Raw genomic sequence first — 26,968 nt, forward strand, 5'->3', positions numbered from 1 at the left:
CGAGCAATATGCAAGCAACGATCTCTCGTGTTGGACATCCGGGATGGCACAATTGCCCCACCCCGGATCCCGTCATAACGGTTAATCCTTCCTAGAAGGACTTCTTCACATTCACATACCAATAGCGCGGGAGCGGCTGGTACAGAGAGGAAAGGTAGCCATAGGTATCGGCGAGCGGCGGATCCTCATTAAATGCGTTCCGCACACCCAGGCGGATGGCAGTGCCATCTGTCCAGCTGTCATTCTCGACAGTGTACTGTCCATAGAAGTTCCACGTCATGTGGTCTTCAATCGGCCAGGGGCCGTAAGTGGAGCTGCTCACACTCGTCTGATACACTTCGCTTGTGTACTGCGAGAATGCGCCGAACTTCCAGTTGTCGATATCATACGACATCGACATGGAATACTTCCATTCCGGACGACCATCTTCCTGAATAAGGCTGCCACCACCAGTCACCGTGACATAAGGGTTGACCGTTCCGTCATCCAGTCCGGCAAGAAGCGCGGCGGCCTCTGCTGTCGGGCTCTGGTAATAGGTATCCAGATAGGTGGCATTCAGGTTTACAGACAACTCACCCGGCCCCACCGGCACATCCCAATACGCACCATAGTCAATACCTTCGACTTTCAGTGCCGAGAGATTGGTGAAACGCGCAATCACGTTGACCACATCCCCAACCGGCTCGAGCCCGGTACCCGCAAAATCAGCCATCTGCTGAGGCGTCGGGTCCGCACGGATCACGTTCGGGTTGGAACTGCCCTGAAGACGAAGCAGATAGTCGTACGACAGCGCCACAGAGTCATTGAGCAGACCAATCGGGTTCTTCTGTTCGATGCTCCAGACGTCAGCAGTGAGAGTCAGGGCCCCGAACTTCTCCGGGATGAACTGCGGCTCAAAGACGACACCATAAGAGGAGCTTTCCGACTCTTCCGGCTCGAGTTCCGAGTTGCCAGACCGAAGGCTGGCCACAGTCACACCCAGTGTCGCACACTGGCTGAAGTCCGTGATCCGCCCCTGACTAAGGGCTGCTTCACACTGGATGTAATCCGGGTAGCTGTTCACACGTTCCAGAAGCGGCGTGTTGACCACTTCCAGGTTCGGCGCCTTGAAGCCTTCAGACCACGATCCACGGAAGCGGAGCCCGTCGATCACATCCCAGGAAGCGGCAATCTTCGGCTTCGAAACCGAACCAACATCCGAATAATCCTCGTAACGAGCAGCCGCCTGCAGGTCGAGCGCCTGCACAAACGGAATGCTCATCTCGGGAGACACAAGTGGAACAGCGACTTCGAAATACGCGGACGAAACATTACGGCTACCTTTGACGTCCGGCGATGGACTATGCCCCATGAGGCTGGATTCAGACACAAGGTCGCCTGTGATCTGATCGTAATAAGGCAGCGAGCCATCCTGATGCGGATCTCGGTCATCATGATAGGTTTCCCGGCGGAACTCAACGCCGCCAGCAACACCAACATCACCGGCCCAGATCGAGAACAGGTCGGACTTGGAGACCTTGAAGTCTGCAAGAGCCAGCGTCGTTTTATTCTCTCGAACCTGTGTGATCCGGAAACTGTCAATCGTTTCCTGAGAATTGCAGTCCGGCCCTCCGACAGACGGTGTCGCCGGATTACCACCACAGAACGGGTTGTACGCTGTTGAGTCCGTGCGATTGATTGCCTGCTGGAAGAGACGGGAATCGTAACCGTCCGCAGAATCCTTCACATTTGCTTCGTTGTAGAGAACGGCAGAATCCCAGTCCCAACCAAACGCGTCGCCTTTCGCACCGAACAGAAGTCGCGTCTGATCATTATCAACGGTAACCGTCCGTGTACCAGCATCGAGAGCAGCGTAAGCGTTTATTACAAGACCGACGCCATCATCCGGAACATTACTACTGAGGCCATCAATACGATTCGGCGAACCGACCGGGCCAAGCGGGTTCCAGTATGCGTCCGGTGCAATATAGATTGGCCCCGAGCCGAGCGAACCGCTTGACCCAATCACAGCTTCCGATGTTGCGGTGTAGTAGCCAACCTCACCATAGAGACGAAGACTGTCTGATACATCATAGTTCGCAAAGCTGAACATATTGATGCGATCGACTGCTGGCAGCATTGTCAGGGTATCGAACGTTGCCATCTGGTCATTGCGCATATCGCGATAAGCAGATGTGTAAATGCTGCCCGCGCCATAGCAGATGCCATCACCCACATCGTAAGGACAGCCCTCTCCAAAGCCTTCCGGCTGAACATGGAAAGTCCCGGCTGCATCCGTAAACGCCGCACCATCTGCACTGATCGTGCCGATGGACGTATCGATGGGCGTGAACTGCCCCCAGGGGGTGGTCCATGTCGAACGATTGTCCCAGGCGACACCTGCCCAGTTTGTTCCATCGGTCAGCGGTCGCATGTCTGCGAGATTTGTGTAGTCCTGATCGGAGCGAAGCAGGGAATCCCGCGTCGTACCGCCCAGATAGATCGAAATATTGCCCTTCCCGTTCGCGATATCCGTACCGTAGAGCATGTCTGCGGTGAATTCAGTGAGATTGGTTCCTTCGGCAAGGCCGTACTGGAGATTGACGTCCAAACCTTCGAAGTCGGAACGGAGAACATTATTCACCACGCCCGCAACAGCATCAGACCCATACAAGGCAGCCGCGCCGTCTTTCAGCACCTCAACACGGGCAAGCCCCTGAACAGGGATAGCATTGATATTGTACCCGAAGACCGGTGTCTGATTATCGGTCTGGGAGGTTGGGTGAACGACCGAGCGCCGACCGTTGATCAGAACCAGCGTGTTGCCTTGAGCCAGCCCCCGAAGGCTAACCGTGGAAACGTCACCCCGAGCGGCATTTGAGTTGCCGCCGCCCAGATAGGTGCCATTGAACGTAATGTCTCCGGCCGATGGCACGGTGCGGAACAGCTCATCGGCTGATACGGCACCTGTCGCCTCGATCTCATCCGGCGACACAACGGACACAGGAAGTGCGCCTGATACTTTGGCACCGGCAATCTGAGAACCGACGACCAGAACTTTCTCCATCTGCGCCGTGTCGTCTTCTTCCTGTTCCTGGGCGATTGCGCCCTGTGAAAGCAGGCCGAGCAACAGAGCGCTCGTCGATACAGTCATTACGCAGCGCCGCATGAACCGATCTTTATTTGCGGAACCCGCAATCCCGACCTGATTCATTGACCCCTCATCTTCTCTGGATTTCATTAGCTTACTGACTCCTGAGCTACTTGTTCCCGCAAGCCCCCGCATTGCCAGCAGCCCCCCTGCCGGACACTCGCGCATTCCTTGCGTCATTTGGTGCGCCGAAAGCGTCACCACGAATATTTTCTGTGTTCGGAATTTTTGGGTCGCCGTTGACCCCAACGCCTCGCTCGCCATTGAGCAAAATCAGGGTATCAATGAGAAACATTGCGTGACACGCCATAAGCGCAAAAATCTCTTCACTTTATGCCCACTGCACACAAATGTTGCACCAGCGCAGGCAAAGTCACCACGCACGAAAGATCATAATCTGTATAGGAATTATAAATAGAGAGGCCCTCCCAAACCGGGACGGCCTCCCAAAAAAAAGAAAGCAGGCATTACCCCCCAGACAGCCTATATTAAGCTACCTGGATCAGAGCGCAATTACTCAGTAGAGCCTCACCTCATCAAGCTCAAACCATGCAACCTCACCACCGGCCCTTTTAATCAGCACTCTGATGTCCAAGATATTGTCACCTGACCATTCCGCGCATTCTGCAGGCGCCGCCAGGTTGGCAAATGGAAACTCAACGGTGCGCCATTCATCGCCAGCCACAAAAGTACTAACCCAGCGCCCATCCGTCGTGGAAACCATGAGTGTATACACCCCACCGTCACCGCGCACATCCAGAGACACTCCAGAATACCCAGATACATCCGCTGGCTGAACGAATCCCCGGTTCATAGGAATTGCAATCCCCGCCTTGGCATCCTCTCGAAGCGCCAGGTCTGCCGTCAGATGGAGAATGCCACCTCTTTCACCATCCTCGATGATCTCGAAGACCTGCCAGCTACGCTCCAGCCCACCATCCGGATCGCCCACGACAAGCGTATCCCGCGATGAGCGGCCATCTTCGCTGCCGAAGTCATCAATGACTTCCGAGTCCACGCTCGATGAGGCCATATACTCCGAAGCCACAGGCTCTGGCGCCCCTTCGCCAAAAACTTTCTTACCGCCGACGAACGTGTATCTGGTGTTATGCAAATCAGAAATGTCTTCCCAGGGCTTGCCTGCGATCAACACCACATCAGCGTCTTTACCGACTTCAATCGAACCGCGCTGATAGTACACTCCGACGGCCCGGGCGCTGTTTGCTGTACCTGCGATCAGCGCAGCTTCTGGCGGCAGGCCCGCGCGAACCATCAACTCCATTTCGGACAGAGTTGCATAGCCATGCGGCGTGCGAGGCATACCTGCATCAGTCCCCAGCGCAATCATCACACCGCCTTCGTACAGTGCCTTCATATTATCCAGGCCAACCTGAAAACGTGCCTGCCGCTGCTTGAACAAGGGATGTTCCCGCTCAAAGGCAGGCGTCCCGGCCTTATCTGGATTGTAAACTGCCAACGTCCCGGCATAGGCCGTGCTGCCCGCCTTAAGTGCATCAATCGTTGTCTGATCGATATGCTGGTCGAGCACAGAATGCGCAATCACGTCGACACCCGCACGCCCGGCGATCTCTGCCCGGTCCTTGGTGACGGTATGCGTCAGCACCTTCAGTCCATGAGCGTGTGCCTCTTCCACCAGGGCGGTCAGAGTCGGCTCATTCATGCTGGTATTGTCGACGCCTGATCCGTAGCGCCAGCCATCCGTGAAAACCTTTATGACATCCGGTTCATAAGGCAGTAATTCCCTGATCGCCTCGGTGGCTGCGAAAGGTGTGTTCACCCATTTGGTCGTGCTCTTGTCAGACCAGTCCGCGCCATGCCCATTCGTGGTGCTCATTCTGGCAGCGAAGTTGACCCTTGGCCCGGGTAGCGTCTCCAGCCATGCCCGCTTGGGCGCAAACGCTTCAGGTGCCTGCGCAAAGTCATACACTGACGTGACGCCAGTCTTTGCGTAGTTTGCCGAGATCTGAGGCGTGGTCGCCGGCTCACCACCGAATGTGTAATGCACATGCAGGTCAAAGAATCCCGGAAGCAACGAAAGGCCATCCCCATCAATTGATGGCACACCTTCTGGCGCGGGGCCCGAAGCCTTATCCACTGCTGAGATAAGCCCATCATCGAACATAACGGTTGCCTTGTATGGGTCAGCCCCCGTTCCATCAAAAACAGTCACGCCGGTGATTGCCAGGTCCTGAGCCAGAGCGCCGCCTGAAATGGAAATCGCCAAGAGGCACGAACACAACGACCTGCACACCATTCGATCTTCCCGTAATTATACATTGCGTCTACGAGTGGTGACGCTTCACCACTGGATTCTATCCAGACCTCGTCGCATTTTTTTCGTATTCGACAATCACCTTTCCCATGCATTCGAAATACGCCCATGCACCAAGCCCCGGCCGCCAATTGCGCAGAGACACCTGATGGACTCATCGGAAAGGCACGCTTGATTGTCAGGATATGAGTGAAATAAAGGCTCTCTAGCGCACTATGAACACAGGAAAGAAACAGGCATCGAGAGAGGAAACATGTCCGGATCGAGGCAAAAGCCAGCACCGATCAAACAGTCCAAGACCGAAGGCCAATCTGTGGCACCGGATAGCGTTGAGCTGGAAACCAAGGTTTCCCCATCCCAGAGCCGGGCGCGGAACACGTTTGAAACGATCCTGTCCATTGCAGGCACGCTTCTGTCAGAAGTGGGCTTCGAACGCCTTTCAACCAATATGATATGTAAACGGGCCGGCCTGACTCCGCCTGCCCTGTACCGGTACTTTCCGAACAAATACGCCATTCTGCATGAACTGGGACGACGGCTGATGGAAGCGCAGGACGAAGCCGTCTTCGCATGGATTCACGACGGCGGCCTGAACACGCAGACCTTCGAGGAAACCGTTGCAAGCACCCTTCGCCTGCAAAAAGAGGTCAATGAAATTACCAGGGCATTTCCCGGTGGCGCATGGGTTCTTCGTGTCATGCGCGTCATTCCCGCGCTCAAGGAGGTCCGCCTGGAGTCACGTGAGCTGGTCGCAAAGGAAGTGCTCGACGCGCTCCGTGAGACCTTGCCAGATATAGCCGAAGACAGGCTGGTAACAGCAACGAGACTGACAATCGAGCTCATGTTCTCTGCCACGGAAATGGCAATTGAGGCCCCCGAACAGGAAGACAACATCACACAGGAAGTGTGCTTCCTTGTCGCAAGCTATCATGACCGCTTGAGGCAAAGCCCCTGAGCCCTTCTCCTGGGCCCTGACCACTCAAATTCAGTCAGCCTTCATAGCTTTTTCCATTTCGCCGAAACGGTGAGCGACATGAGGCAACACATCCCGGCCAACAACGCTGACAACAATGGCTGCAATTCCACTGAACACGAAACCAGGCACGATCTCGTAGAGAATATCGGACAGGGACTTCCCATTGATCTCGATCGGCGCATACAGCCAGAACAGAACCGTGACTGCCCCCACAATCATCCCGGCCAGAGCGCCATTGCGGGTAAGACCGCGCCAATACAGGCTAAGCAGGATAATCGGACCGAAGGCTGCGCCGAACCCAGCCCAGGCATTACCCACTAGTGACAGGATGTTGCTCGACCGGTCGAATGCCAGCCCGATTGCGACCAGCGAAACGACGAGTACCGAAATCCGCCCCACGGCAACAAGTTCGGTTTGGCTGGCTTCCTTACGAAGGAACGTCTTGTAGAAGTCCTCCGTCAACGAACTGGAAGACACCAGCAGTTGTGACGAAATCGTACTCATGATTGCCGCGAGAATTGCAGCCAGCAGAAACCCTGCCACGAGCGGGTGGAACAGAATCTGGGAGAGGATGATGAAAATCGTCTCCGGATCTTCTACGGGAGTGCCATGGGCGTATGTGTAGGCATAGCCGGCGATCCCCGTCAGCACCGCACCAATCACCGTCACGATCATCCAGCTCATGCCAATATATCTGGCCGTGGCAATATCCTTGAGGGACCGAATGGCCATGAACCGGACAATGATGTGGGGCTGGCCAAAATAACCAAGTCCCCAGGCGAGCAACGAAATAACCCCCATGATCGTCATGCCCTTTGGCCACATGCCAAAGTAGCCGGGCTCCACGGATGCGGCAGCCGACGCCCAGTCACCCTCGTTCTTCAGGACAATGAAGGAGACGATTGGCACAAGGATCAGAGCCACGAACATGATGCAGCCCTGAACAAAGTCTGTCAGGCTGACAGCGAGAAAGCCGCCAAACAGTGTGTAGGCCACAACAACCCCGGCTGTCAGGAACAGTCCAAGCTGGTAATCAAGCCCAAACGACGCCTCGAAAAGCTTGCCACCCGCGACAACTCCCGCAGAGGTGTACAGCGTGAAGAAAATGACGATCACAACCGATGACAACACACGCAGCATACGTGATTTGTCGTGGAAACGTTTCTCGAAAAAGTCCGGAATAGTGATCGCGTCGTCAGCCAGCTCTGTGTAGACCCTAAGGCGCGGCGCAACGAACAAATAGTTGAGATACGCCCCGATCACGAGCCCGACAGCGATCCATGCAGCGCTATAGCCGGATACGAATACCGCGCCCGGAAGCCCCATAAGCATCCAACCACTCATATCTGAGGCGCCAGCAGAAAGCGCCCCGACTGCGGGGTGCAACTGACGCCCACCCAGCATGTATTCGGAAACGTCACTGGTGGACTTACGATAAGCGTACAGGCCGATGGCCAGCATAAGAACAAAATATATCGCAAGAGAAATCAGAGCTTCGTAGTTCATAGACTCGCTTTTTCCGTGTTCGTATTTCGTTTATACCGGCGACGCCGGAAAATTTGATGCAATGACAGCGGTGCTCCCGCTTGCGTGGGTATCACCGGCAGCAGAGGCCCTTGAACTTTACCTTAATCTTCAGCCCCGCCACACGATAATCTTTCCTTACCGCAACTCCACAGTGCGCTTGTACGCAGCTTGTGTTGTTGCGAGCATTAATCTGGATAACTCGCCATTACCATTCAGCTGTTTCAAGCCGGCCTCAGTGGCGCCAGCCTTGCTCGTAACAGCGTTTCTAAGTTCAGCCAGATCCTTCCCGGACTGGCTCGCCATCTCTATCGTGCCAGCAATGGTGTCCAGAACGAGTTTGCGGGATTCGCCGTCATCAAAACCCAGCTCTTTTGCGGCTTCCATGAAGGCGCGGGCCATCTCAAAGACAAACCCCGGTCCGCTACCCGCAATGGCTGTAAACCTGTCGAGACCGTCTTCTGTCTCCACCTCGACGACAGATCCCGCAGCGCGCATCATCGTACGCGCCGTCTCCTTAACATCGTCCGATGTTTTATCGTTGAAGAGCAGACCGCTGACACCCTTGCCGACACTGGCCGGCATATTCGGCATCACACGGATCACAGAACGTGACCCCACGATCGATTCCAGCCGCTGACAGGAAACACCCGCCGCGATGGAAAGTGCTGGCGCATCCGGCGCAATAAACTTCAGATAATCCGGAATGACATCGGCGATCATTTGCGGCTTCACCGCGATAATCAGGAGGTCAAATGGTCCACCCTGAATGTCATCTGCTGATTTGAACACTTCCACACGCGAGTCCGGAAAGGTCGCCAAAGGGTCGACCGCCGAGTACGACATGCCAGGCACATCCACCCACCGGGACAACAGCGAAGCGCCCATATTTCCACAACCGATCATTAAAGCGTGCATAGGTCCTCCAAGAATCATTGCTCCGCACATAAGCTGATCTTACTTTGAATTCAAATTTTCTGCTGCGGTTTCTCATTGCAGTGCAGGCATCCCGGCCCCCAGCATAGCCAATAGTTTGTTAATTCTATAGGTTTTGGGAAGATAACTGCACCTCAGGCGCAACATACTGTTACTTTGTGCTCTAATCGTGTTGCGAACTTCAGCAACGCAGCCTAGGTGCTAGCCCGTGGAACAAGGGAGCCCTGCGTGCCAAAATCGAAGCGTATTGTCATCAAGATCGGATCCAGCCTGCTGGCGAACGAAGAAATGCTCACACCGCGCTGGGCCTTCATTCAACAGCTGCTGGGCGACGTTAAGACACTCCGCGATCAGGGATACGAAGTCCTGATCTGCTCGTCAGGCGCCGTTGCACTTGGCTTGAGCACGATTGGCGAGTCCCCCGAGACTGCCGGCCTCAGAGATAAACAAGCCGCTGCTGCGTGCGGCATGCCTATCCTGCTGAATGCCTACAAGCAGGTCGCTCACGAATACAGCTTCGATATTGCCCAGGTCCTTGTAACCCTGAAAGATCTCGAAGACCGTCGCCGATTCCTGAACACGAAAAACACAGTACACAGACTTATACGGGCTGGCATCACGCCGATCGTCAACGAGAACGACTCCATCACGACAGAAGAAATCCGGGTCGGTGACAATGACCGCCTGGCTGCGAAAGTCGCCCAGATGGTTCAGGCGGAAACGCTGATCATCCTGACCAGCGTTGACGGTCTGTATGATCGCAACCCTGAAGAACCTGGTGCGCAGCTGGTGGAAACCGTGAATGATGTGAACGAGTTTCTGGAGGTCACCAAAAGCGTCAGCAGCCTGGGCACAGGCGGAATGCTCACCAAAATGCAGGCCGCCAATATGGCGCAGAATTCAGGCTGCACGACCCTGATCGGAAATGGCGAAGCCGAAAATCCTGTCACCTCCCTGCTCGATGGATCACGCAAGCATACGCGGTGTGTCGCGCACGCCAAACCGGCAACAGACTGGACGGCATGGCTGACCGATCGCCTCCAGATGGCTGGCAGCATCGTTGTTCCTGCAGACGCAGCTGAAGCCCTGTGCAATGGTGAACGCGGCCTGCTGCGCCAGGACATTCAATCGATCCAGGGCACTTTTGTACGGGGCGATGTTCTGCACATCTACGATGAAGACGGCAACGAACGCGCACGCGGCCTGGCCAATTTCACCGCGGAAGAAACGATTATCCTTGCAAGGAACAAGGAAATTCCTGCCAAACAGTTGCTGGGTTTTCAGACGAATGCGACCATCGTCAGCCGCGACAACATCGTGGTGCTGGATGACCGCCACATCCAGTGGGATACGCCACCGGAAGATGAACTGGAGCAGATACAGGATACCTAGTTTTCCGTATCGCTGATGTCACCAACCTCAAGTATGGGGGCAACATCCAGATTGTCGGCGTCCATCATGAACGCGACTTTCTGCATGCTCGAGACCAGCATGGATTTCTCCCAATCCGCAAGATGGTCGAATGCCGACTGGAAGCCTTCCTGCAGCAGCTCCGGCGCGCCGACGAGGTGCTGAGCGCCCTTTTCAGTGATGACGACCTCAAGACTGCGGCGATCGTGCTCGTTCCTTTCCCGCACAACGAGGCCTGCCCGCACAAGCCGATCAACAATTGATGTAATCGTGGCTTGAGAGAGGTGAACCTGACGCGCAATGTCGCTGGGTTTCGCCCGCTCGGCAGCCGCTACGCTCTGCAGCACAAGAAGCTGGGGCGCAGTCAGCCCTGTGTCCTTCGACAGTTTTTTGGAGTGCATGTCTATGGCGCGCGTGATGCGCCTCAGCGCGATGAGTAGGTCGTGATACTGGCTCATGTGCAAATGGAATACCCGGCCCACTGGCCTTGTCCAGATTATGAACCGCATTCAGAGCCGCAATCTGCAGTCGGGAAGTTCAGCGCCACCGCCCCTGCGAGCTTCGCACCGGATGCCTCATGCACACAGTCAAACAGAAGGTTAAGCACCTGGTTAAACGCAGCTTTCCGGCACGTCTCTTGCAAAATCTTAGTAATTGAACCAGCAAATAGGGTGAACGGCAGGCGGCACTCCACTCAGCGGAGACAGCGCAAGGGCCGACGGGGTATATCATGGCGAATTCTGACCGCTCCCCCATGGACGGCGATCAGCGATACGCGGGCGCCGATATGATCATCGGCGACCTGGCTGATAACGGCACAATGCCGGTTCTGGTCGTAGACCTGGATGGCACACTGATCCGCACGGATATGCTGGCCGAGTCCTTCTGGGCCGCTTGCTCATCTGATGTCCTGACCCCTTTGAAACTGATACCGAAAGCCTTTAAGGGCCGAGCGGCACTCAAGCGCACCCTGTCGGCGAAAACCCGGATCGACCCGGTCACCCTTCCCTACAATCAGGCTGTCATTGACTATATTCACGCGTGGAAAAAACGCGGTGGCCGGGCCGCTCTTGTTTCCGCTTCGGATGAAAACATCGTCCGTACGATTGGAGAGCATCTGGGAATATTTGACGAAATCCACGGCTCCGACGGCAAACTTAATCTGAAGGGCCACCGAAAATCTCAATTTCTGACAGATCGCTTCGGCGAGAGAGGCTACGCCTATATGGGCGATAGCCGGGCAGACATTGCCGTCTGGAAAACAGCAACCAAGGCAATCACCGTAAATGCGGGCAGCGCGTTACGGGCGAGTGCTGAAGCGGCCTGCGAGCAGGCCGACCACATTGCACGGCGATCTAAATCACTCCGCCCAGTCCTGAAAGCGATCAGACCACATCAATGGCTGAAGAACATGCTGGTCTTCATTCCCATGATCGCGGGCCACAGGATCGACGCCACGACGCTTCTCCAGAGCGGTCTGGCTTTCATCTGCTTCAGCCTGATCGCCTCAAGCGTCTATCTGCTGAACGACTTGCTGGACCTCTCAGCAGACCGGGCACATCCGCGCAAGCATCGCCGGCCACTCGCCTCAGGGGATCTATCACTTGCTCATGGGACCCTGCTCGCACCGGTTTTGCTTATGGCAGGAATTGGTCTCGGCACCATCCTTGGGCCTCCTTTCCTCGTGGTCATGGCTGGGTATTACACCGTCACCATGGCCTATTCCTTCTTCCTGAAGCGCAGGGTACTGATCGACATCGTCACGCTGGCCGGCTTGTACACGATCCGCATTCTGGCGGGCGCTGCCGCCACGGGGATCGTCCTGTCATTCTGGCTTCTGGCGTTCTCGGTGTTCCTTTTTTTCGCTCTGGCTTCCGTCAAGCGACAGGCGGAACTGGTCGACAGCGCCAGCCGGGAAGTGCTCAAGCCGTCCGGCAGAGGCTACATCATCGACGACTTGCCAATCGTTTCCCAGATGGCAACGAGCTCGGGTTTCGTATCCGTCCTGGTCCTTGCGCTCTATCTGAACTCACCTGCGGTCAGCGCGCTTTACAGCCAGCCAGCAGCGCTTTGGGGCCTATGTCTGATCCTGCTCTTCTGGATCAATCGTATGGTCATGGTGGCCCATAGAGGCGGTATGCACGACGATCCGATCGTGTTTGCCGTGAAAGACCGCACCAGCCTGTTCTGCGGCGTACTGGGAGTTGGTTGTGCGGCTGCCGGGGTGCTCCTGTGACTGTCCGCGAACTTGTCTTCAGATACACGGCCTTCGCAGTGATTGCGACGCTGGTGAATCTTGGAACTCAGCGCTTTATCCTCACCCTTGGAACCGACGCGTTTTTCTATGCTGCGGCCGTCGCCGCCGGGACGTTGACCGGCCTGGTCGTCAAATACATCCTCGATAAGCGATGGATCTTTGGCGATATACAAACCGGATTGAAGGCTCACGGCCGGAAATTCACTCTCTATACAATCATGGGTGTTTTCACGACCGCCATCTTCTGGTCCTCTGAAACAGCCTTCTGGCTCATCTGGAAAACAGACTTCATGCGCGAAGTCGGCGCCATCGCCGGTCTGGCCGTCGGCTACTTTGTGAAATACCAACTCGACCGCCGCTTCGTTTTCTCATCCGCTCAACTCGTCTCTGACGGACCGGACTCATGAAACTATCCGGTTGGGGGCGGTATCCGACAGTCGAGTGCAAGACTAGTTCGCCAAGAAATGAAGCGGACCTGGCTGGGCTTGTCCGATCCGGGCAGGTAATTGCCCGGGGAAATGGCCGCTCCTACGGCGATAGCTCCCTGAACAGTCACATGACCATCGACATGCGCCGCATGAGCCGGATGCTGGCCTTCGATGAAGCAAGTGGCCAACTGACCGCCGAAGCTGGCGTACTCCTTGCCGACATCATCTCAAGCTTTCTTCCGCGTGGCTGGTTTCCAGCCGTTACGCCCGGGACGAAATTCGTCACGGTCGGCGGCATGATCGCAGCCGACGTGCACGGAAAAAACCATCACAGTGACGGGGCGTTCAGCACCTTTCTCGACTGGGTCGATGTTCTATGCTCAGACGGCGAAATCCGGCGCTGCTCAAGGGATGAGACCCCGGACCTGTTTGAGTGGACGGTCGGCGGCATGGGGCTCACTGGCATCATCGTCAGGGCGGCCTTTCGTCTCCGCCCCGTCGAATCCGGCTGGATCCGCCAGACGACCATCCCAGCGGAAAACCTCGCCGCTGCCATCGATATTTTCGAACGATCCGCAGACTCCACCTATTCTGTCGCCTGGATTGATTGCCTGAGTACCGGCGCATCGCTCGGCCGCTCCCTCGTTTATCTTGGCGAGCACGCTGCCCATGCAGACCTACCACGGAAGCAGCTGCAAGCCCCCTTTCAGACGCCCCGGAAACGGAAGCTGACTGTCCCGCTGGATGCCCCCGGCTTCGCCCTGAACCGCTGGACCGTGAAGGCATTCAACGAAGTCTACTATCGCGCAGGCCGCTCTAAAACCGGAACGCAACTGGTGGATTGGGACACCTATTTCTATCCACTGGACGCCATACTCAAATGGAACCGGATCTATGGGCGCAAAGGGTTCGCCCAATTCCAATGCGTTATTCCGCTGGAGCAGTCCAAAGACGGCATGCAAGCGCTTCTTGAGGCAATCAGCGCAGCCGGCCAGGGGTCATTCCTGTCGGTGCTGAAGCGATTTGGTGCTCAGGAGAGCCGCTTCTCTTTTCCTATGGAGGGCTACACTCTGGCGCTCGATTTCCCGGTCAATAACCGAAGCCTCGAACTCATGAACCGGCTCGATGAGATCACCATCGCTCATGGCGGTCGCTTCTACCTGGCCAAAGACTCCCGTCTGAAGGCTGAGACGTTGGCGAAATCTGACACGCGCGTGAGCGATTTCAGGGAAATGCGGAAATCTACGTCGGCGGCGGAAACCTTTTCCTCAGCCCAATCGGATAGGCTGGTCCTGTGATGACAGATACTTCCAGACAGAAAACCGTGCTCGTGCTGGGCGGACGCTCCGACATCGGACGCGCGATCGCGCACAGTTTCGCGGCGGATGGCTACGCCGTCGCCCTTGCCGCCCGCAATGCGGCAAACCTCGAGACAGACAAGTCCGATATTTCGTTGCGGCACAATGTTCCCGTAAGTCTGCATGAATTCGATGTGCTGGATACCGGCAAGATGGAGGCATTCATCGACAGTCTTGGCGTGCTGCCGGATGTCGTGGTGAGCGTCGTCGGGCTGATGGGCGAGCAGGCAGAGAACGAGAAAGACACAGACCTTTCAGCGCGCGTCATGCGTAGCAACTATGAAGGTCCTGCCCTCATCCTGGGGCTATTCGCGAACCGTTTTGAAGAGCGCGGCTCAGGTACACTGGTCGGCGTCAGCTCGGTTGCTGGCGATCGTGGCCGCGCCACCAATTATATATATGGCTCAGCCAAAGCAGGCTTCACCGCCTTTCTTTCCGGACTGAGGAACCGGCTGGCCAGGAAAGGTGTCCACGTCGTAACGGTGAAGCCCGGTTTCGTGCGGACACAGATGACCGAAGGCATGAAGCTGCCCGGCCCTATCACGGCCGATCCGGAGGAGGTCGCCCAAGCGACAGTCAAAGCCGTCCGGAAGGGCAAGAACACCGTCTATACAAAGCCGGTCTGGGCATTGATCATGCTGATCATCACACACATTCCGGAAGCGATCTTCAAGAAGATGAGCATCTGACACGATGCGCGGACTCAGCAGACAACACAGCTTCTGGCTTTCGGGCGCGCTGGCATTCTATCTCGTCTTCCTCGTCCGCGGGGAGCGGCACCTGTTCCAGTGGTTCGGTCCGCACGAATACTGGGCCACGCACTGGGCACGGGACTATTCCGGCGGATTTGCCCGACGCGGCCTCCTGGGCGAGATGATTTCCTTCGTCGGCGCTGACAATACCAGCTACGCCCTGATCACCATCGCCAGCTGGATCGTGGCCATTGGCCTTGCGGCTGTCGCAATTGATGCAATGTGGCGCCTCACACGCAGGATGGGACAGTGGGAAGCGATCCTGCTCTCCATAGCCGTTTTTGTATCCCCGGCGACATTCGGCATCCTGCTTGAAACGCTGGGCGACCCGCTTCAGCTGATCCTGCTGATCTACCTACTCACGGCCCGCTTCGTCCTGCCGACGCGGAATTTGCTGATCGTTGCGCCGGTGTTTGCCCTGCTGGGCCTCTTCATGTCGCTGACGCACGAGGCGAGTGTATTCTTCGTCCTGCCGGCTCTCGGCGTTCAGGCTCTTGTCCTGCGGCGAGACCTGGCGTCCTGGACAGCTTTCGGCGCGTGCCTCGCGACCAGCGCAATTATCGTCGCCATCCTCATGCTCACAAACATGGCTGAGGCGCCGGCGTCCAACCCCGTTCTGCATCTTGGCGGCGCTGGGTTCGCCTACGAGGGGAAGTTCGACAGTTTCGATAACCTGCTGAGCGAAGAACTGACACGCATGTTCGGAAGCGGCTTTTACGGTCTCTATGAAACCGCGGCACGCGTCGGCGGCGCCATGATGGTACCGGTCTTCCTCGGGCTTATGGTAATCGCCTCGCGCTACGGCGCAAACATCCCGCCGACGTCCATTCAGGCGCGGGCGGCGATCTCCTTCGCCCTGGTCATGCTGGCGGTCTTCCCGCTCATGCTGATCGCCCACGATTGGGCACGCTTTTTTGCCTATATTCTGCTGGTGTATCTAGCGACTATGGCAGACACGACGCCGGATGATGATGAATGCAAGTCCATGCCCGGTTCGGCCGGGTTCGTCGCTGGTGGTATTCTGCTTGCGGGACTGACCACGACCGACAAGCTGGACCAGTACAGGATGGACGGATTGTGGTGGCAACCCCGCCTCATGCTGACCTGCCTTGTCGTGTTCGCCCTGACCGCATTGTTCGTGATGCTTTCCCGCAGCAATAGCGCCCCTCAGTCCGTGTCTGACAGCGAGCACTGACCAGTTCTGGCAAGCGGGAACGCCATCAAAACGACAAAAATCCCCCGCCGGGTTGAGAAAGGCCTATTGCTGCCTTCTATCGGCGTGTAACTTGCATCCTTGGCAAGCAAGAACTCTTGCAGGGGACGTTGAAATGAAGACCAGGCTCGAAAGCCAGAACTTTCTGACGCTGGATGGTGGACGCGGTGTAGGTGCCATCCTCGTGGTCCTTGGGCACAGCGCCATGTTCTGGCCCGGCTTTCCGACACTCCCTCTGGTCCCGCTGGTCGACATTTTCTTCATTCTCAGCGGCTTTGTTCTCGCTTTCGCCTATGAGCCCCGCTTTGACCGCGGCATGACGCCCTGGCAGTTCATGCTGGCCAGGATCGTGCGGCTGTATCCGCTCTACATCCTCGGCATCCTGATGGGGACGGCGGTCCACCTTTACGCTTATTATGGCGATGGTCCGAACTCCTCTCTCGGCGACCTGCTTTTCAACTCGGCACCGGCATTCCTCATGGTTCCGTGGATGGATCCGAGATCCGAATACATTTATGCCGCAAACGTTCCGGCCTGGACCCTGTTCTTCGAACTGGTCATCAACCTGTTCTACATCCTGATTTATCCGCTGATCCGCCGGACGAGCGGACTGCTGGTCGTCGTGGCACTCAGCATCGCCCTGTTTCTCGCAATGGCCGTCCATTACGATACGACAGATCTCGGATCCCGCTGGACGGAATTCTGGGGTGGTTTCGGCCGCGTCGGCTGCACCTTCTTCACAGGCGTGCTGATCTATCGCCTGATGGGCAAGCCGAAGGAAACGTCCTCACGGCGAAGCCTCATCTCCGTTCCGCTCATTCTGCTGATCCTGTTTTACGGCATTGGCGCGCCGGAGCCTTGGAAACTCCCTCGCGACATCATTCTGGTGACCATGGTAGGGCCGACGCTGCTGTGGCTATTCCTGATTGTTCAGCCGCCGCGCTGGCTGCAGACAACTTTCGCGACCCTCGGCGGCATGTCCTACGCGCTCTACATCCTGCACTTCCCGATCTACGAGACGGTCAAGCGGGTTGCGTGGAAATATCCGGTCATCCTGGAAACTCCCGCGCTTGGCAGCTTCATCGTGCTCGGCATTTCGATGGCAGTCTCTTACGCGGCCTGGCAATGGTACGATGAGCCTGTCCGCGCCGCGATCAACAAATGGCTGAAGGCACGCCGCAAACGGGCCGAGGCCAATATGCCAGCGCCTGCGGACAATGTGGCAGTGACAAGATCCCGCTAAGCGAACAGCTGATCGAAGATAGACAGCCTGATCCGTCATTGCTTTAACCAGTCATCAGGTCATCCGATTGTTTTCGCTGGCCTTGGTTTTTGGCAATGCCGGGCCAGACGCGTATGCGCCGTAACGCCCGGTTCCCCGGGAGAATGCCGGAATGAAATACCTCAAGCCCCTCCTGATTTCCGTGTCGGCGCTGGCGCTCCTCACCGGATGCGGCGGCGGAGGCGGTGGTGGCTCATCGACCGGCACACCGGTGTCTCCGCCACCACCACCACCTCCTCCTCCTCCGCCCCCGCCGCCACCGCCTCCCCCAGCGGTGCCGACGAGCCAGACGGACGTCGTGTATGGCAGCGGCCTGTTGGCCAACGGATCGAAGTCCCTTCTTCTGGACGTATACCAGTCTGGCGAAGCCTGCACGACGGCCCGGCCGTTGGTGGTTCTGGTGCATGGCGGCGGATTTGAGATCGGATCGAAACAGTCCCCGCCCTGGCCTTCTTTTGCCTCCGAGCTGACGGATCAGGGCTATGTCGCCATTTCAATTGACTATCGCCTGATTGGCGATGACCCGGTTCCGTCAGCGGAATTCCAACCCATTCGCGATGCCATCCTGAACTCCGGCGTCGGTCCCGTCATTTCGAATGACCTTCAGGCACAAGCCGATGCGATTGCCAGTTCGATCGAAGACGCAACGAAAGCCCTGCGCTGGATCGAGGACAATGATGCCGATCTCTGCGTTGATATGAACCGCTTTGCCATCTGGGGTGAATCCGCAGGGTCCGTCATCGGCCTCCACGTGACCTACGGCCTGGACGAGTATTCGATCTACTCACCGAAGCCTCAGGTCATGATCAATTACTGGGGACGTTTCATCTATGACGGCCTCATGGATGCGGGGGAACCACCGCTCCTGATCCTTCATGGCGATCAGGATGACGTTGTGGACTATTCTTTCGCCGAGGCAATCAAGACCGAAGCCGCCGCGAACAACATCCCTTATGCGTTCTATACCGTTACGGGCGCGCGACACAGCTTTGGTGAAGTTCCCGTCCGCTCTCTCACGATTGACGGAAAAACGCTGTTGCAGATCACCTATGATTTCATCACCGCACACCTGGAGTCCGGCACGCCGGTTTATGAAACCAGATCCGTGCCGCTGAACAACTAGGCCAACCGGTCAGGACAATGTCAGCTTTTGCGGATAGGATTGTTTAAAATACCGGACGTCCGAAACGCATGCGAACGCTGATCATTGAAGACAATCGAGAACTGGCAAACCTGCTCTCCGAGCGCCTTGGGGCACGCGGGATCGACAGCGATATTGCCGGCGGGATCGCGGAGGCTGACGACCACATGGCCGTCGGGCAGTTCGATGTCATCATGCTCGATCTCGGCTTGCCGGATGGGGACGGCATCGACTGGTTGCGCGGCCTGCCGGCAGACCGTCCGCCTGTGCTGATCCTCTCTGCGCGAAGCACGCTGGATGACCGCGTCACCGGTCTGGATACCGGCGCGGATGACTATCTCGTCAAACCGGCCGAAGTGGAAGAAATCGCCGCCCGGCTGCGCGCCCTGATCCGCCGTCCCGGACGCCGCGACCCGGTGGTCCTGACCGTAGGAGAGGTCACGTTCGACACCACAAGCCGGCAAGCAGAGCTGGCGGGACGCCCCCTGTCCATCGGCCGGAAAGAGGCCGATTTCCTGGAAATCCTGCTGCGCAATGCCGGCAAGGTCGTCCCCCGCGAACGCATCGAAGGCGCACTCTACAGCGCCGTAGATCCGGTCACGCCGAATGCCCTCGAAGCTGTGGCCTCCCGGCTCCGGCGCCGCTTCGCCGAGGCCGGAGAGAACGACATCCTCCACACAGTCCGCGGCGTCGGATACCTGTTCGGAAACCGGGGCACGTCATGAACTCCATCGCCGGCAGACTGCTTCGTGGCCTGTTGATTTCGGGCCTGGTCGGGGGCACCGTCCTCACGGTTCTTGTCACTTACGAGTATGGTCTGCTCAGTGCCAATCCGCCCCCGCTCTGGCGGACCGTTCGCGAAATCACGGAACATGTTCTGATCCCCTTCAGTGTGTTCCTTCTGCTCTTTGGCACAGGCGCGCTTCTGGTGGTCCGCCGGGTCGAGCGGCAGCTGAAGGCGATCGCCGGGAATGTGCAGGAGGCCGCTCAGGAGCTTCGCAGCTATCAGATGCCGCCCGATGCCCTGCCCAGCGAACTCACGCCATTTACAGAAGCGGTCAATGAACTGACCAGCCGCCTGGCCAGCCATGCCCGGCGCCAGGAGGCTTTTGCGGCCGATGCCGCGCATGAGCTGAAGACCCCGCTTTCCATTCTTGCGCTCTCCCTCGACAAACTGCCCGCTGAGGATGCAGCGCCTCTGCGCACGCAAGTCCGCGCCCTTTCCGATATGGTCGACCAGCTCTTGCTGCTCGCCCGCAGTAATGCCCCCGACACAGACCAGCGCCACAACCTGATCGAGCCGGACGCGCTGGCCCGCCGGGTCGTTGCAGAACTGGCCCCCGCAGCGATCCAGGCCGGCCGCGACCTGTCGGTTGAGACAGATAATCCCACCCCGTTCCGCGGACTGGAAGAGGCGGTCGCCGCATCGCTCCGCACACTGGTTGTCAACGCCTTGCGCGCCACGCCGGAAGGCGGTGAAGTTATTGTCCGCGCAGGCCCCGGGGCGAAACTCGCCGTCATTGATGGCGGCAAGGGCCTGACGGCCAGCGAACTGGAAAAGCTGAAAGCCCGCGGCATTCGGGCAGACCGGGCACCCGGCGGCGAAGCCGGCCTTGGCCTCGCTATCGCTGACCGGATTGCCGACTCCCATGGCGGTGAACTCGTCACCTGCCTGCCGGAATATTCCGGACTTGCGCTTCGCTTCCCCGGCGCCCGGCCTGCCTGATCTTTCAGCACCGCACCGCCCCCTGATCCGCATAGCACACATGCAGTTGCGCAATTTCGCGTCAGGATCGTGTCAGAGAGTGCTGTCAGAAACACCTTCATGGACAGAAACCATGAAACGGCGAGAAGACGATGGTGAATTGGGTATTACGTACAGCGTTGGCGGCCACCGCCCTGCTTGTCTGCAGCCAGGGGGCTCTTTCCCAGACAGTTGAAGTCACCGCAGCAAGCCGGAAGGCGCTCGGTATCTCAACGGCAACCGTTCGCACCGAAAGCACAATCGAAGGCACGCGGATGTTCGGGACCGTTATTGCGCCGCCGGGAAACTCTTCTCCGGTCGCAAGCCCGTTCGAAGCCGTGCTACTCGAACCGCTCGTCATTCCGGGCATGCAGGTCAAAGCCGGGGACCCGGTCGCGCTGCTGTACAGCCCGGAATATGAGACCGCCCGGGCTGAGGTCGAATCCGAAAGGATCATGGCGGAACACATGGACCATTTGCTCGAACGGGTCACCGAGCTTCGCGAACTCGGCCTGCGCTCTGCCCAGGAAGCAGACGAAGCCGAACACGACTCCCGGACGGCGCATCTGAACCTCGCCGCATCGCAGCGCCGCCTCGCCGCAGTGCGCAGCGCCGGCAGCGCAGGCCGCTTCAAGCTCGTGGCGCCTGCGTCCGGTACAGTTGCCAGCGTCTCTGTCGCCGCCGGGGAAGCCGTCGGCATGTCGGAGCCGTTCCTCTCGATCTTTGATGGCCAGCGGTACTGGCTGGATGTCGCCCTGCCGGAGCGTGTCGCGAACTCATTCACAATCGGCTCATCCGTCTCCCTCGCCGGCAATGCAGGGAAAGGCACTGTTGTCGCCATCGATCCGACAATCGACGCCCGCCTACAGTCCGTCCGGATAAAGATCGAACTGCCTGAGAGCGGTTCGTGGCGCCTCGGCCAGCTGGTCGACCTTTCGCTCGATACCGCCGGACAGGAAGCCAATATGGTGATCCCCGCCCGCGCCATCGTCCGGATCGGCGGCATGGACTGCGTCTTTGTCGACACCGGTGACGGCTTCCGCCGTGTCGAGGTGACGGTCCTTGCCCGGAGCCGGGAAGATGCGGTGCTGACCAGCGGCGTTGAACCGGGCGACGACGTGGCCGTCTCCGGTCTTGCCGCGCTCAAGAACCTCGCTGAAGGAGTCTGAGGACCGTGCTGGATCGTCTTGTTTCCTTTTCGCTCACGCAGCGCATCTTCATCCTGGGTGCCGCCCTGCTGCTGGCCATATCCGGTCTCTATGCATCGGCCCGCCTTCCCATCGATGCCTTTCCGGAAATCGCACCGACGCAGGTGAAGATCATCCTGAAAGCACCCGGCATGACGCCGGAAGAAGTCGAGGCCCGCGTTGTCCGCCCGCTGGAGATGGAACTGCTCGGTATTCCCGACCAGACCATCATGCGCGCCAAGGCAAAATACGCGATTGCCGACATCACCATCGACTTCAAAGAGGGCACCGACATCTACTGGGCGCGCCAGCAGGTTTCTGAACGCCTGACGGCCGTCAGCGGAGATTTCCCGGAAACCGTTTCCGGTGGCCTCGCCCCGATCTCCACCGCCTTGTCGGAAGTCTTCATGTTCACCATCGAGAGTGACGATCTCTCGCTTGAGGAACGCCGGTCCCTGCTCGACTGGGTCATCCGCCCTGCCCTGCGCACCCTGCCTGGCGTCGCCGATGTGAATGCGCTCGGTGGCCGGGTACGGACATTCACCATCGCGCCCGACGAAGCTGCCATGGCCATGGCCGGCATCAGTCTGGACGACATCCGCACCGCGCTCGAAAACAATAACCGCAATGACGGCGCTGGCCGCATGTCCGAAGGCGAAGAAGCCCTGGTCGTGCGCTCCACTGGTGCAACTGAAAACGAGGCGGACATTGGCGCACTGGTTGTTCGCGAAACCGATGGGCAAGTCCTCCGCTTGCGTGACATCGCGACCGTCAAGCTCGGTAGCCTCACCCGCTATGGCTCGGTCACGCGTGATGGAGCTGGCGAAGCCGTTGAAGGCATCGTGGTTGCCCTTCGCGGCGCCGACGCCCGAATGGTCGTCAAAGGTGTGGAAGACAAGCTCGCCGAACTGCAGACCAGCCTGCCGGAAGGCGTGAAGATCGAAGTCTTCTACAATCGCTCCGACCTGATCGAAAAAGCGGTCTGGACTGTGACTGAGGCACTGCTGATCGCTGTCGTTCTCGTGATTGCCCTCCTCATCGTCTTCCTCGGCGACTGGCGCGCGGCCCTTGTCGTGACGCTGATCCTGCCCGCATCCGCGCTGGCGACCTTCCTCCTGATGAAATTCTTCGGCCTGTCGGCGAATCTGATGAGCCTTGGCGGCCTCGCCATCGCGATCGGCATGATCGTCGACGGCGCCATCGTCGTGACGGAGAATGCGGTTGAGCGCCTGCACGAAAACCCGAACGCCAGCAAACTGCATGTGATCTACCGCGCCGCATCTGAAGTCGCCGTGCCGACTGCTGCCGGCATCTTCATCATCTGCCTGGTTTTCGTTCCGCTTCTCACGCTGCAGGGCCTGGAAGGCAAACTGTTCTCTCCGGTCGCTCTGGCCATCGTATTCGCCCTCGGCTCCGCGCTCCTGCTCGCCTGTACGCTGATCCCTGTCCTGGCCTCCTTCCTCCTCAAATCTTCCGGCACGCATGAAACCTTCCTGATGCGGGTCCTCACGCCGGTTTACCGCAGCCTGCTGAACCGTGTGCTCGACATGCCGGTGATCGTTTACGCCATCGCCGCGATCAGTGTGGTCTTTGCCGGGTTCGCCTACACGGCCACCGGCAAGACATTCATGCCGACCATGAACGAAGGATCGGTCGTGATGCAGCTTGCGGCCCTTCCGTCCATCAATCTCAACCAGAGTGAAGCCGACGCCATGCGCGCGCAGGCCGCCATTCTGGAGAAGGTTCCAGAAGTCGAGCATATTGTCGGCCGCATCGGTTCCGACGAATTGGGCCTCGACCCGATGGGGCTGAATGAAGCCGACATGTTCCTCGAACTCGCTCCACGCGAAGAGTGGCGCGGACCGGATACGGAGTGGCTGGTCGGTGAAGTCCGGGCTGTCATGGATGATTTTGTCGGCATCGAATCCTCCTTCACCCAACCGATTGAAATGCGCGTCTCCGAAATGCTGACCGGTTCCCGGGGGGATCTGGCCGTGAAGATCTTCGGCCCGGACTCCAACGAACTCGCCGCGCTGGCAGGCCGGGTGGAGCAAGCCATTTCCACGGTTCCGGGAGCTGCAGACGTTTTCACTGCCTCCAATGATGTGTCCGAATATCTGCAGGTGGACATTGACCCGACCCGCGCAGGCCGCCTCGGGCTGGATGTCATCACCATCCAGGATGAACTCCGGTCGCGGCTTGAAGGCGTCATCGCAGGGGAAGTGATCGAGCCAGGCCGGCGCACGCCTATCATCATCCGCCAGGATCAGACGGAAGGAAGCGCCGCGTTTGACTTCGGCAATCTCCTGATCGTCAACCCGGCCGGAGAAATGGTGCGTCTCTCCGATGTGGCCACCGTTTCCCGCGTTGCCGGTCTCGCCTCGGTCGCCCGGGAGAATGGCTCCCGTTATGCGGTGGTTCAGGCATTTGTCTCCGGGCGTGACCTCGTCGGCTTCGTGGCGGACGCCCAGGCCGCCGTGGAGGCCTCCGGACCGATGCCGGCGGGCTACACGCTGGAGTTCGGCGGCGAGTTCGAGAACCAGCGCCGTGCCTCGGCCCGGCTGTCCCTGATGGTGCCTCTCTCGCTCGGACTGATCTTTGTCGTCCTGTTCGCCACGCTTCGCTCTATGCGGCAGGCGACGCTGATCCTCCTGAACATTCCTTTCGCACTAGTCGGCGGGATCATCGCCCTCAGCCTGTCCGGCGAATATCTTTCGGTTCCCGCATCGGTCGGCTTCATTGCCCTGCTCGGTATCGCGGTCCTCAATGGATTGGTCCTTGTGACCTGTTTCAATGACCTCCGCGCGCTTGGTCTCGACACGGAGCAGGCCGTGCGCCAGGGCGCCGAACGCAGGCTCCGTCCGGTGCTCATGACCGCAACGGCAGCTGCCCTCGGCCTCGTGCCGCTCCTGTTTGCCCACGGGCCGGGCTCAGAACTTCAGCGTCCGCTGGCGATCGTTGTGGTCGGCGGGCTCGTATCTTCCACCATTCTGACACTGTTCCTTCTGCCGGTGCTGTACCGCCGGTTCGGTGTCGACCGCACGCCGGCCGGTGTGCCGCAAGGAGAGGTCCAATGGATTCGCCCCTACGCAAACTGACCCTGGTCTGCCCGAAAAGCATCCAGCCCACCGTTCTGGATACGCTGGACGCAATCGACCCGCCGCTCCCGGGCTATACCAGCCAGGACGGCCTCGGCCATGGCAGTTCCATGGATCTCGCCTCGACGGCCGAGAAGGTGAAAGGCGCAATGAAAGTCTTCACCGTGCTGATGGTTCTGCCGGAGAACGCCATTCCGCTGGTGCTGGAAACCATCCGGCAGGCCTGCCCACGCCGACAGATCTCTTACTGGATCGAACCCGTACTCGATTTTGGACGCCTGAAATGAAACGTTTCCTTTTTGCCGCTGCCCTCGCCGGCACTCTTGTTCTTGCTCAGCCGGCTGCAGCCCAGACCGACCCGGTTGTAGACCTGATGGAACAGGCCATTCGCACCAGCCCCACTTATCGCTCCGCCAAGGCGGATGTGGACCGGGCCAGTGCATCGGCCCGGCGGATTGCATCCGGCCCGTATGAGTTCGAGATCAATGCCAGCGGCGGCCAGCGCAAGATCGATGATCCGCTCGCTTCGGAAAACCGGTACACGGAATGGTCTGCCGGCATCTCCCGCACCGTCCGGCTGCCGGGTAAACGCCAGGTCGATGCCAATCTGGCGCAGCTGGAAACGGACCTCGCCGGCACCGGGCTGGACCAGTCCCTGTTTGCCGAGCGTGAGAAGTTCGCGATGCTGTGGAGCGCCTGGCGCCGGGCAGACCTCCTGTCGGCGTCTTCCGCCTCCCAGGCAGCTGAAGCGCTGCGGATTGCCGAACTCCAGCAAATTGCCGTGGACAAGGGCGCAGAACGCCAGATCCGGGCGGACCAGCTGGCGGCGGAAGCAGGGCTGCTGCAGCTGCAGGCTGAGCAGGACCGGACTGCTGCACAAGTTGCGCGCGCAGCCCTCGTTGCGCGGTATCCGGACATCGTGTTCCCGGAAACAACTGCGCCGCTGGATGTGTCGGGAACCATGATCGACCCGCTGTTTGAAGCGACCGCCGAGGACACACCTGCCTACCGCCGCGCCGGACTGCTGGCTCAGCAGGCGAAGCTGAAAGCGCAGCGGGCGCGGATGGAGAAGCGCCCGGACCCGACCTTCGGGCTCGACTTCGGCAATGAGTTTGGCGGCTCGGAAACCAGTGTCATGGCGCGGGTCAGCATTCCCATCGGCGGCTCGGCCCGCCGGGCCTATGCGCAGGAAATGTCGGCCACCGCCACGGTCGCCGAGCTTGACCGGGTAACGGCCCAGCGCGAAGCCTTCCAGGCAGTCCAGTCTGCCCGCCAGTCCCTCGGCGCTGCAATGACGCTGTATGAGAAATCGCTCGAAACGGCGGAGTCCTCCCGGAAAATCCTCGAGACGATCCAGAAGGGATATGACTATGGCGAGATCACCATCACCGAATTCCTGAACGGACGCCGCGCGCTGATTTCAGCGGAGCGGACAGTCGCCGAACAACGCGCCCGGCTGGAAAGTGATGTGCTTCACCTTCTGGCGCTCACGGGCGGTCCGGCGACGGAGTAAATCCGTTCCCAGCACATCCGCCCGGAAACGCCCATGGCGCTCCGGCAAAAGTCCTGATGTTGGCGAGGCTCAGCTCGTATTGAAGCTGGGCCAGTCTTTCAGGGCTTCGATCAGCTGCACGGTGAGCCCGCCTGAGACAATCCCCAAGGCGGCGGGCATGGTGTGGGTCTTGGCGATCGGCGCGATGAAGGGCCGGGCTTCGCCGGCCGCCTTCCAGCGCTGGATCGTGCGGGCGAGGCACTTTGCGCGGCGCTGGCGGTATCTCAGCGTGTCGAGCATCGCTTCCCAGCGCGCGATCAGGGGCGCAGCGGGCACGGGGGCACGTGTCGGCACGATGACCGGGCCATGCAGGAAGTCCGGCGCTTCTGAGGCGGGCACGGGCAAGACGGAAAAGAACGCCTTGCGCGCCTTCGGCTCACCTTCTGTCTTTTCAAAATAATTGCTCACCGGACGCGGCGTAAGCGGCGCCAGCTCCACCTGCAGCGCCATGAGGAAGATCAGACGGCGGAGCAGAACGCCCAACCGTTTCAGCTCTGCCGAGACGCGGCGCTTCACTGTTTTCGAAATCATCTCCGGCTGCTTGAACAGATCCGCATTCACGCCCGCTTCCGCCACGGCGCGGGCGATCGTTCTAAAAGCGTGCGTGATGAAATCGGTGAGGTCTGTCATGGCACAGAGTGTGGCATGGGCGCTTATCAGACGGATACGAAGCGCCCTCACCTCCCA

At 58.8% G+C, this 26,968-nt stretch carries 21 protein-coding genes and 1 pseudogene; 16 read left to right on the forward strand and 6 right to left on the reverse strand.

What is annotated here, in order from left to right; all coding sequences use genetic code 11:
- Positions 1–91: 91 nt before the first annotated feature.
- Together HJA_RS13605 and HJA_RS13610 are read right to left on the reverse strand one after the other, a co-directional pair.
- Positions 92–3,133 carry a TonB-dependent receptor domain-containing protein gene (locus HJA_RS13605; protein ID WP_081814720.1) on the reverse strand — a complete coding sequence of 1,014 codons (3,042 nt, stop codon included), beginning with the start codon at positions 3,131–3,133 and terminating at the stop codon, positions 92–94.
- 514 nt (positions 3,134–3,647) lie between these two features.
- Positions 3,648–5,375, reverse strand: coding sequence for a CIA30 family protein (locus HJA_RS13610; RefSeq protein ID WP_206741722.1), 1,728 nt, complete (start codon positions 5,373–5,375; stop codon positions 3,648–3,650).
- A gap of 301 nt (positions 5,376–5,676) precedes the next feature.
- Between HJA_RS13610 and HJA_RS18885 the strand changes: the two are divergent.
- Together HJA_RS18885 and HJA_RS18780 are read left to right on the forward strand one after the other, a co-directional pair.
- A pseudogene (locus tag HJA_RS18885) lies at positions 5,677–5,940 on the forward strand (TetR/AcrR family transcriptional regulator); the annotation flags it as partial.
- Positions 5,941–5,964: 24 nt separating this feature from the next.
- Positions 5,965–6,378 (forward strand): hypothetical protein, encoded by a 414-nt coding sequence (locus HJA_RS18780; protein WP_241764367.1) that lies wholly within the window; start codon positions 5,965–5,967, stop codon positions 6,376–6,378.
- A 30-nt stretch (positions 6,379–6,408) separates the two neighbouring features.
- On the opposite strand, the gene putP is transcribed toward HJA_RS18780, so the two are convergent.
- Complete coding sequence (gene putP, locus HJA_RS13620) at positions 6,409–7,905, reverse strand: sodium/proline symporter PutP (protein WP_035583236.1); 1,497 nt, start codon at positions 7,903–7,905, stop codon at positions 6,409–6,411.
- 156 nt (positions 7,906–8,061) lie between these two features.
- The gene (locus HJA_RS13625; protein WP_051597709.1) at positions 8,062–8,811 is read right to left on the reverse strand and encodes a pyrroline-5-carboxylate reductase family protein; all 750 of its coding nucleotides are present in this window, start codon (positions 8,809–8,811) and stop codon (positions 8,062–8,064) included.
- Positions 8,812–9,087: 276 nt separating this feature from the next.
- Between HJA_RS13625 and proB the strand changes: the two genes are divergently transcribed.
- Positions 9,088–10,251, forward strand: coding sequence for a glutamate 5-kinase (proB, locus tag HJA_RS13630; RefSeq protein ID WP_035583240.1), 1,164 nt, complete (start codon positions 9,088–9,090; stop codon positions 10,249–10,251).
- On the opposite strand, the gene HJA_RS13635 is transcribed toward proB, so the two are convergent.
- Positions 10,248–10,727 carry a MarR family winged helix-turn-helix transcriptional regulator gene (locus HJA_RS13635; RefSeq protein ID WP_035583306.1) on the reverse strand — a complete coding sequence of 160 codons (480 nt, stop codon included), beginning with the start codon at positions 10,725–10,727 and terminating at the stop codon, positions 10,248–10,250. The genes proB and HJA_RS13635 overlap by 4 nt on opposite strands.
- A 272-nt stretch (positions 10,728–10,999) precedes the next feature.
- On the opposite strand from HJA_RS13635, the gene HJA_RS13640 reads away from it, so the two are divergent.
- The 13 genes from HJA_RS13640 (at position 11,000) to HJA_RS13700 (ending at position 26,242) form a co-directional block, all read left to right on the forward strand.
- Positions 11,000–12,505, forward strand: a complete 1,506-nt coding sequence (locus tag HJA_RS13640) for a UbiA family prenyltransferase (RefSeq protein WP_206741723.1) — start codon at positions 11,000–11,002, stop codon at positions 12,503–12,505.
- On the forward strand, positions 12,502–12,933 hold the full coding sequence (locus tag HJA_RS13645; protein WP_035583242.1) for a GtrA family protein: 432 nt from the start codon (positions 12,502–12,504) through the stop codon (positions 12,931–12,933). The genes HJA_RS13640 and HJA_RS13645 overlap by 4 nt, the downstream gene beginning before the upstream one ends.
- A complete protein-coding gene (locus HJA_RS13650; RefSeq protein ID WP_035583243.1) occupies positions 12,930–14,252 on the forward strand; it encodes an FAD-binding oxidoreductase in 1,323 nt (440 codons plus the stop codon). Before HJA_RS13645 ends, HJA_RS13650 begins: the two co-directional genes overlap by 4 nt.
- On the forward strand, positions 14,252–15,001 hold the full coding sequence (locus tag HJA_RS13655) for an SDR family oxidoreductase (protein ID WP_035583310.1): 750 nt from the start codon (positions 14,252–14,254) through the stop codon (positions 14,999–15,001). Before HJA_RS13650 ends, HJA_RS13655 begins: the two co-directional genes overlap by 1 nt.
- 4 nt (positions 15,002–15,005) lie before the next feature.
- Entirely contained in the window at positions 15,006–16,259 is a 1,254-nt protein-coding gene (locus tag HJA_RS13660) for a hypothetical protein (RefSeq protein WP_035583245.1), read from the forward strand.
- A 133-nt stretch (positions 16,260–16,392) separates the two neighbouring features.
- Complete coding sequence (locus HJA_RS13665; RefSeq protein ID WP_035583248.1) at positions 16,393–17,520, forward strand: acyltransferase family protein; 1,128 nt, start codon at positions 16,393–16,395, stop codon at positions 17,518–17,520.
- A gap of 151 nt (positions 17,521–17,671) precedes the next feature.
- Complete coding sequence (locus HJA_RS13670) at positions 17,672–18,682, forward strand: alpha/beta hydrolase (RefSeq protein ID WP_035583249.1); 1,011 nt, start codon at positions 17,672–17,674, stop codon at positions 18,680–18,682.
- Between the two features lie 68 nt (positions 18,683–18,750).
- Positions 18,751–19,425 carry a response regulator gene (locus HJA_RS13675; protein ID WP_035583251.1) on the forward strand — a complete coding sequence of 225 codons (675 nt, stop codon included), beginning with the start codon at positions 18,751–18,753 and terminating at the stop codon, positions 19,423–19,425.
- On the forward strand, positions 19,422–20,426 hold the full coding sequence (locus HJA_RS13680) for a sensor histidine kinase (RefSeq protein ID WP_035583253.1): 1,005 nt from the start codon (positions 19,422–19,424) through the stop codon (positions 20,424–20,426). The genes HJA_RS13675 and HJA_RS13680 overlap by 4 nt, the downstream gene beginning before the upstream one ends.
- Before the next feature lie 131 nt (positions 20,427–20,557).
- Positions 20,558–21,613: an efflux RND transporter periplasmic adaptor subunit gene (locus HJA_RS13685; protein ID WP_081814715.1), complete on the forward strand. Its 1,056-nt coding sequence runs from the start codon at positions 20,558–20,560 to the stop codon at positions 21,611–21,613.
- A 5-nt stretch (positions 21,614–21,618) separates the two neighbouring features.
- Complete coding sequence (locus HJA_RS13690; protein ID WP_035583257.1) at positions 21,619–24,729, forward strand: efflux RND transporter permease subunit; 3,111 nt, start codon at positions 21,619–21,621, stop codon at positions 24,727–24,729.
- Positions 24,705–25,016: a DUF3240 family protein gene (locus HJA_RS13695; RefSeq protein ID WP_035583259.1), complete on the forward strand. Its 312-nt coding sequence runs from the start codon at positions 24,705–24,707 to the stop codon at positions 25,014–25,016. Before HJA_RS13690 ends, HJA_RS13695 begins: the two co-directional genes overlap by 25 nt.
- The gene (locus HJA_RS13700; protein ID WP_035583261.1) at positions 25,013–26,242 is read left to right on the forward strand and encodes a TolC family protein; all 1,230 of its coding nucleotides are present in this window, start codon (positions 25,013–25,015) and stop codon (positions 26,240–26,242) included. Before HJA_RS13695 ends, HJA_RS13700 begins: the two co-directional genes overlap by 4 nt.
- 69 nt (positions 26,243–26,311) lie before the next feature.
- On the opposite strand, the gene HJA_RS13705 is transcribed toward HJA_RS13700, so the two are convergent.
- The coding region (locus HJA_RS13705; RefSeq protein WP_206741725.1) for a hypothetical protein at positions 26,312–26,968 on the reverse strand (657 nt) is incomplete at its 5' end.

It is taken from the genome of Hyphomonas jannaschiana VP2 (assembly GCF_000685215.1).
GTDB lineage: Bacteria > Pseudomonadota > Alphaproteobacteria > Caulobacterales > Hyphomonadaceae > Hyphomonas > Hyphomonas jannaschiana.

Coding starts and splice junctions, on each gene's coding strand:
- HJA_RS13640 (WP_206741723.1), top strand. CDS start 11,000: ATGGCGAATTCTGACCGCTCCCCCATGGACGGCGATCAGCGATACGCG.
- HJA_RS13650 (WP_035583243.1), top strand. CDS start 12,930: ATGAAACTATCCGGTTGGGGGCGGTATCCGACAGTCGAGTGCAAGACT.
- HJA_RS18780 (WP_241764367.1), top strand. CDS start 5,965: ATGGAAGCGCAGGACGAAGCCGTCTTCGCATGGATTCACGACGGCGGC.
- HJA_RS13685 (WP_081814715.1), top strand. CDS start 20,558: ATGGTGAATTGGGTATTACGTACAGCGTTGGCGGCCACCGCCCTGCTT.
- HJA_RS13660 (WP_035583245.1), top strand. CDS start 15,006: ATGCGCGGACTCAGCAGACAACACAGCTTCTGGCTTTCGGGCGCGCTG.
- HJA_RS13635 (WP_035583306.1), bottom strand. CDS start 10,727: ATGAGCCAGTATCACGACCTACTCATCGCGCTGAGGCGCATCACGCGC.
- HJA_RS13675 (WP_035583251.1), top strand. CDS start 18,751: ATGCGAACGCTGATCATTGAAGACAATCGAGAACTGGCAAACCTGCTC.
- HJA_RS13665 (WP_035583248.1), top strand. CDS start 16,393: ATGAAGACCAGGCTCGAAAGCCAGAACTTTCTGACGCTGGATGGTGGA.
- HJA_RS13700 (WP_035583261.1), top strand. CDS start 25,013: ATGAAACGTTTCCTTTTTGCCGCTGCCCTCGCCGGCACTCTTGTTCTT.
- putP (WP_035583236.1), bottom strand. CDS start 7,905: ATGAACTACGAAGCTCTGATTTCTCTTGCGATATATTTTGTTCTTATG.
- HJA_RS13625 (WP_051597709.1), bottom strand. CDS start 8,811: ATGGGCGCTTCGCTGTTGTCCCGGTGGGTGGATGTGCCTGGCATGTCG.
- HJA_RS13680 (WP_035583253.1), top strand. CDS start 19,422: ATGAACTCCATCGCCGGCAGACTGCTTCGTGGCCTGTTGATTTCGGGC.
- HJA_RS13605 (WP_081814720.1), bottom strand. CDS start 3,133: ATGACTGTATCGACGAGCGCTCTGTTGCTCGGCCTGCTTTCACAGGGC.
- HJA_RS13695 (WP_035583259.1), top strand. CDS start 24,705: ATGGATTCGCCCCTACGCAAACTGACCCTGGTCTGCCCGAAAAGCATC.
- HJA_RS13670 (WP_035583249.1), top strand. CDS start 17,672: ATGAAATACCTCAAGCCCCTCCTGATTTCCGTGTCGGCGCTGGCGCTC.
- HJA_RS13655 (WP_035583310.1), top strand. CDS start 14,252: ATGACAGATACTTCCAGACAGAAAACCGTGCTCGTGCTGGGCGGACGC.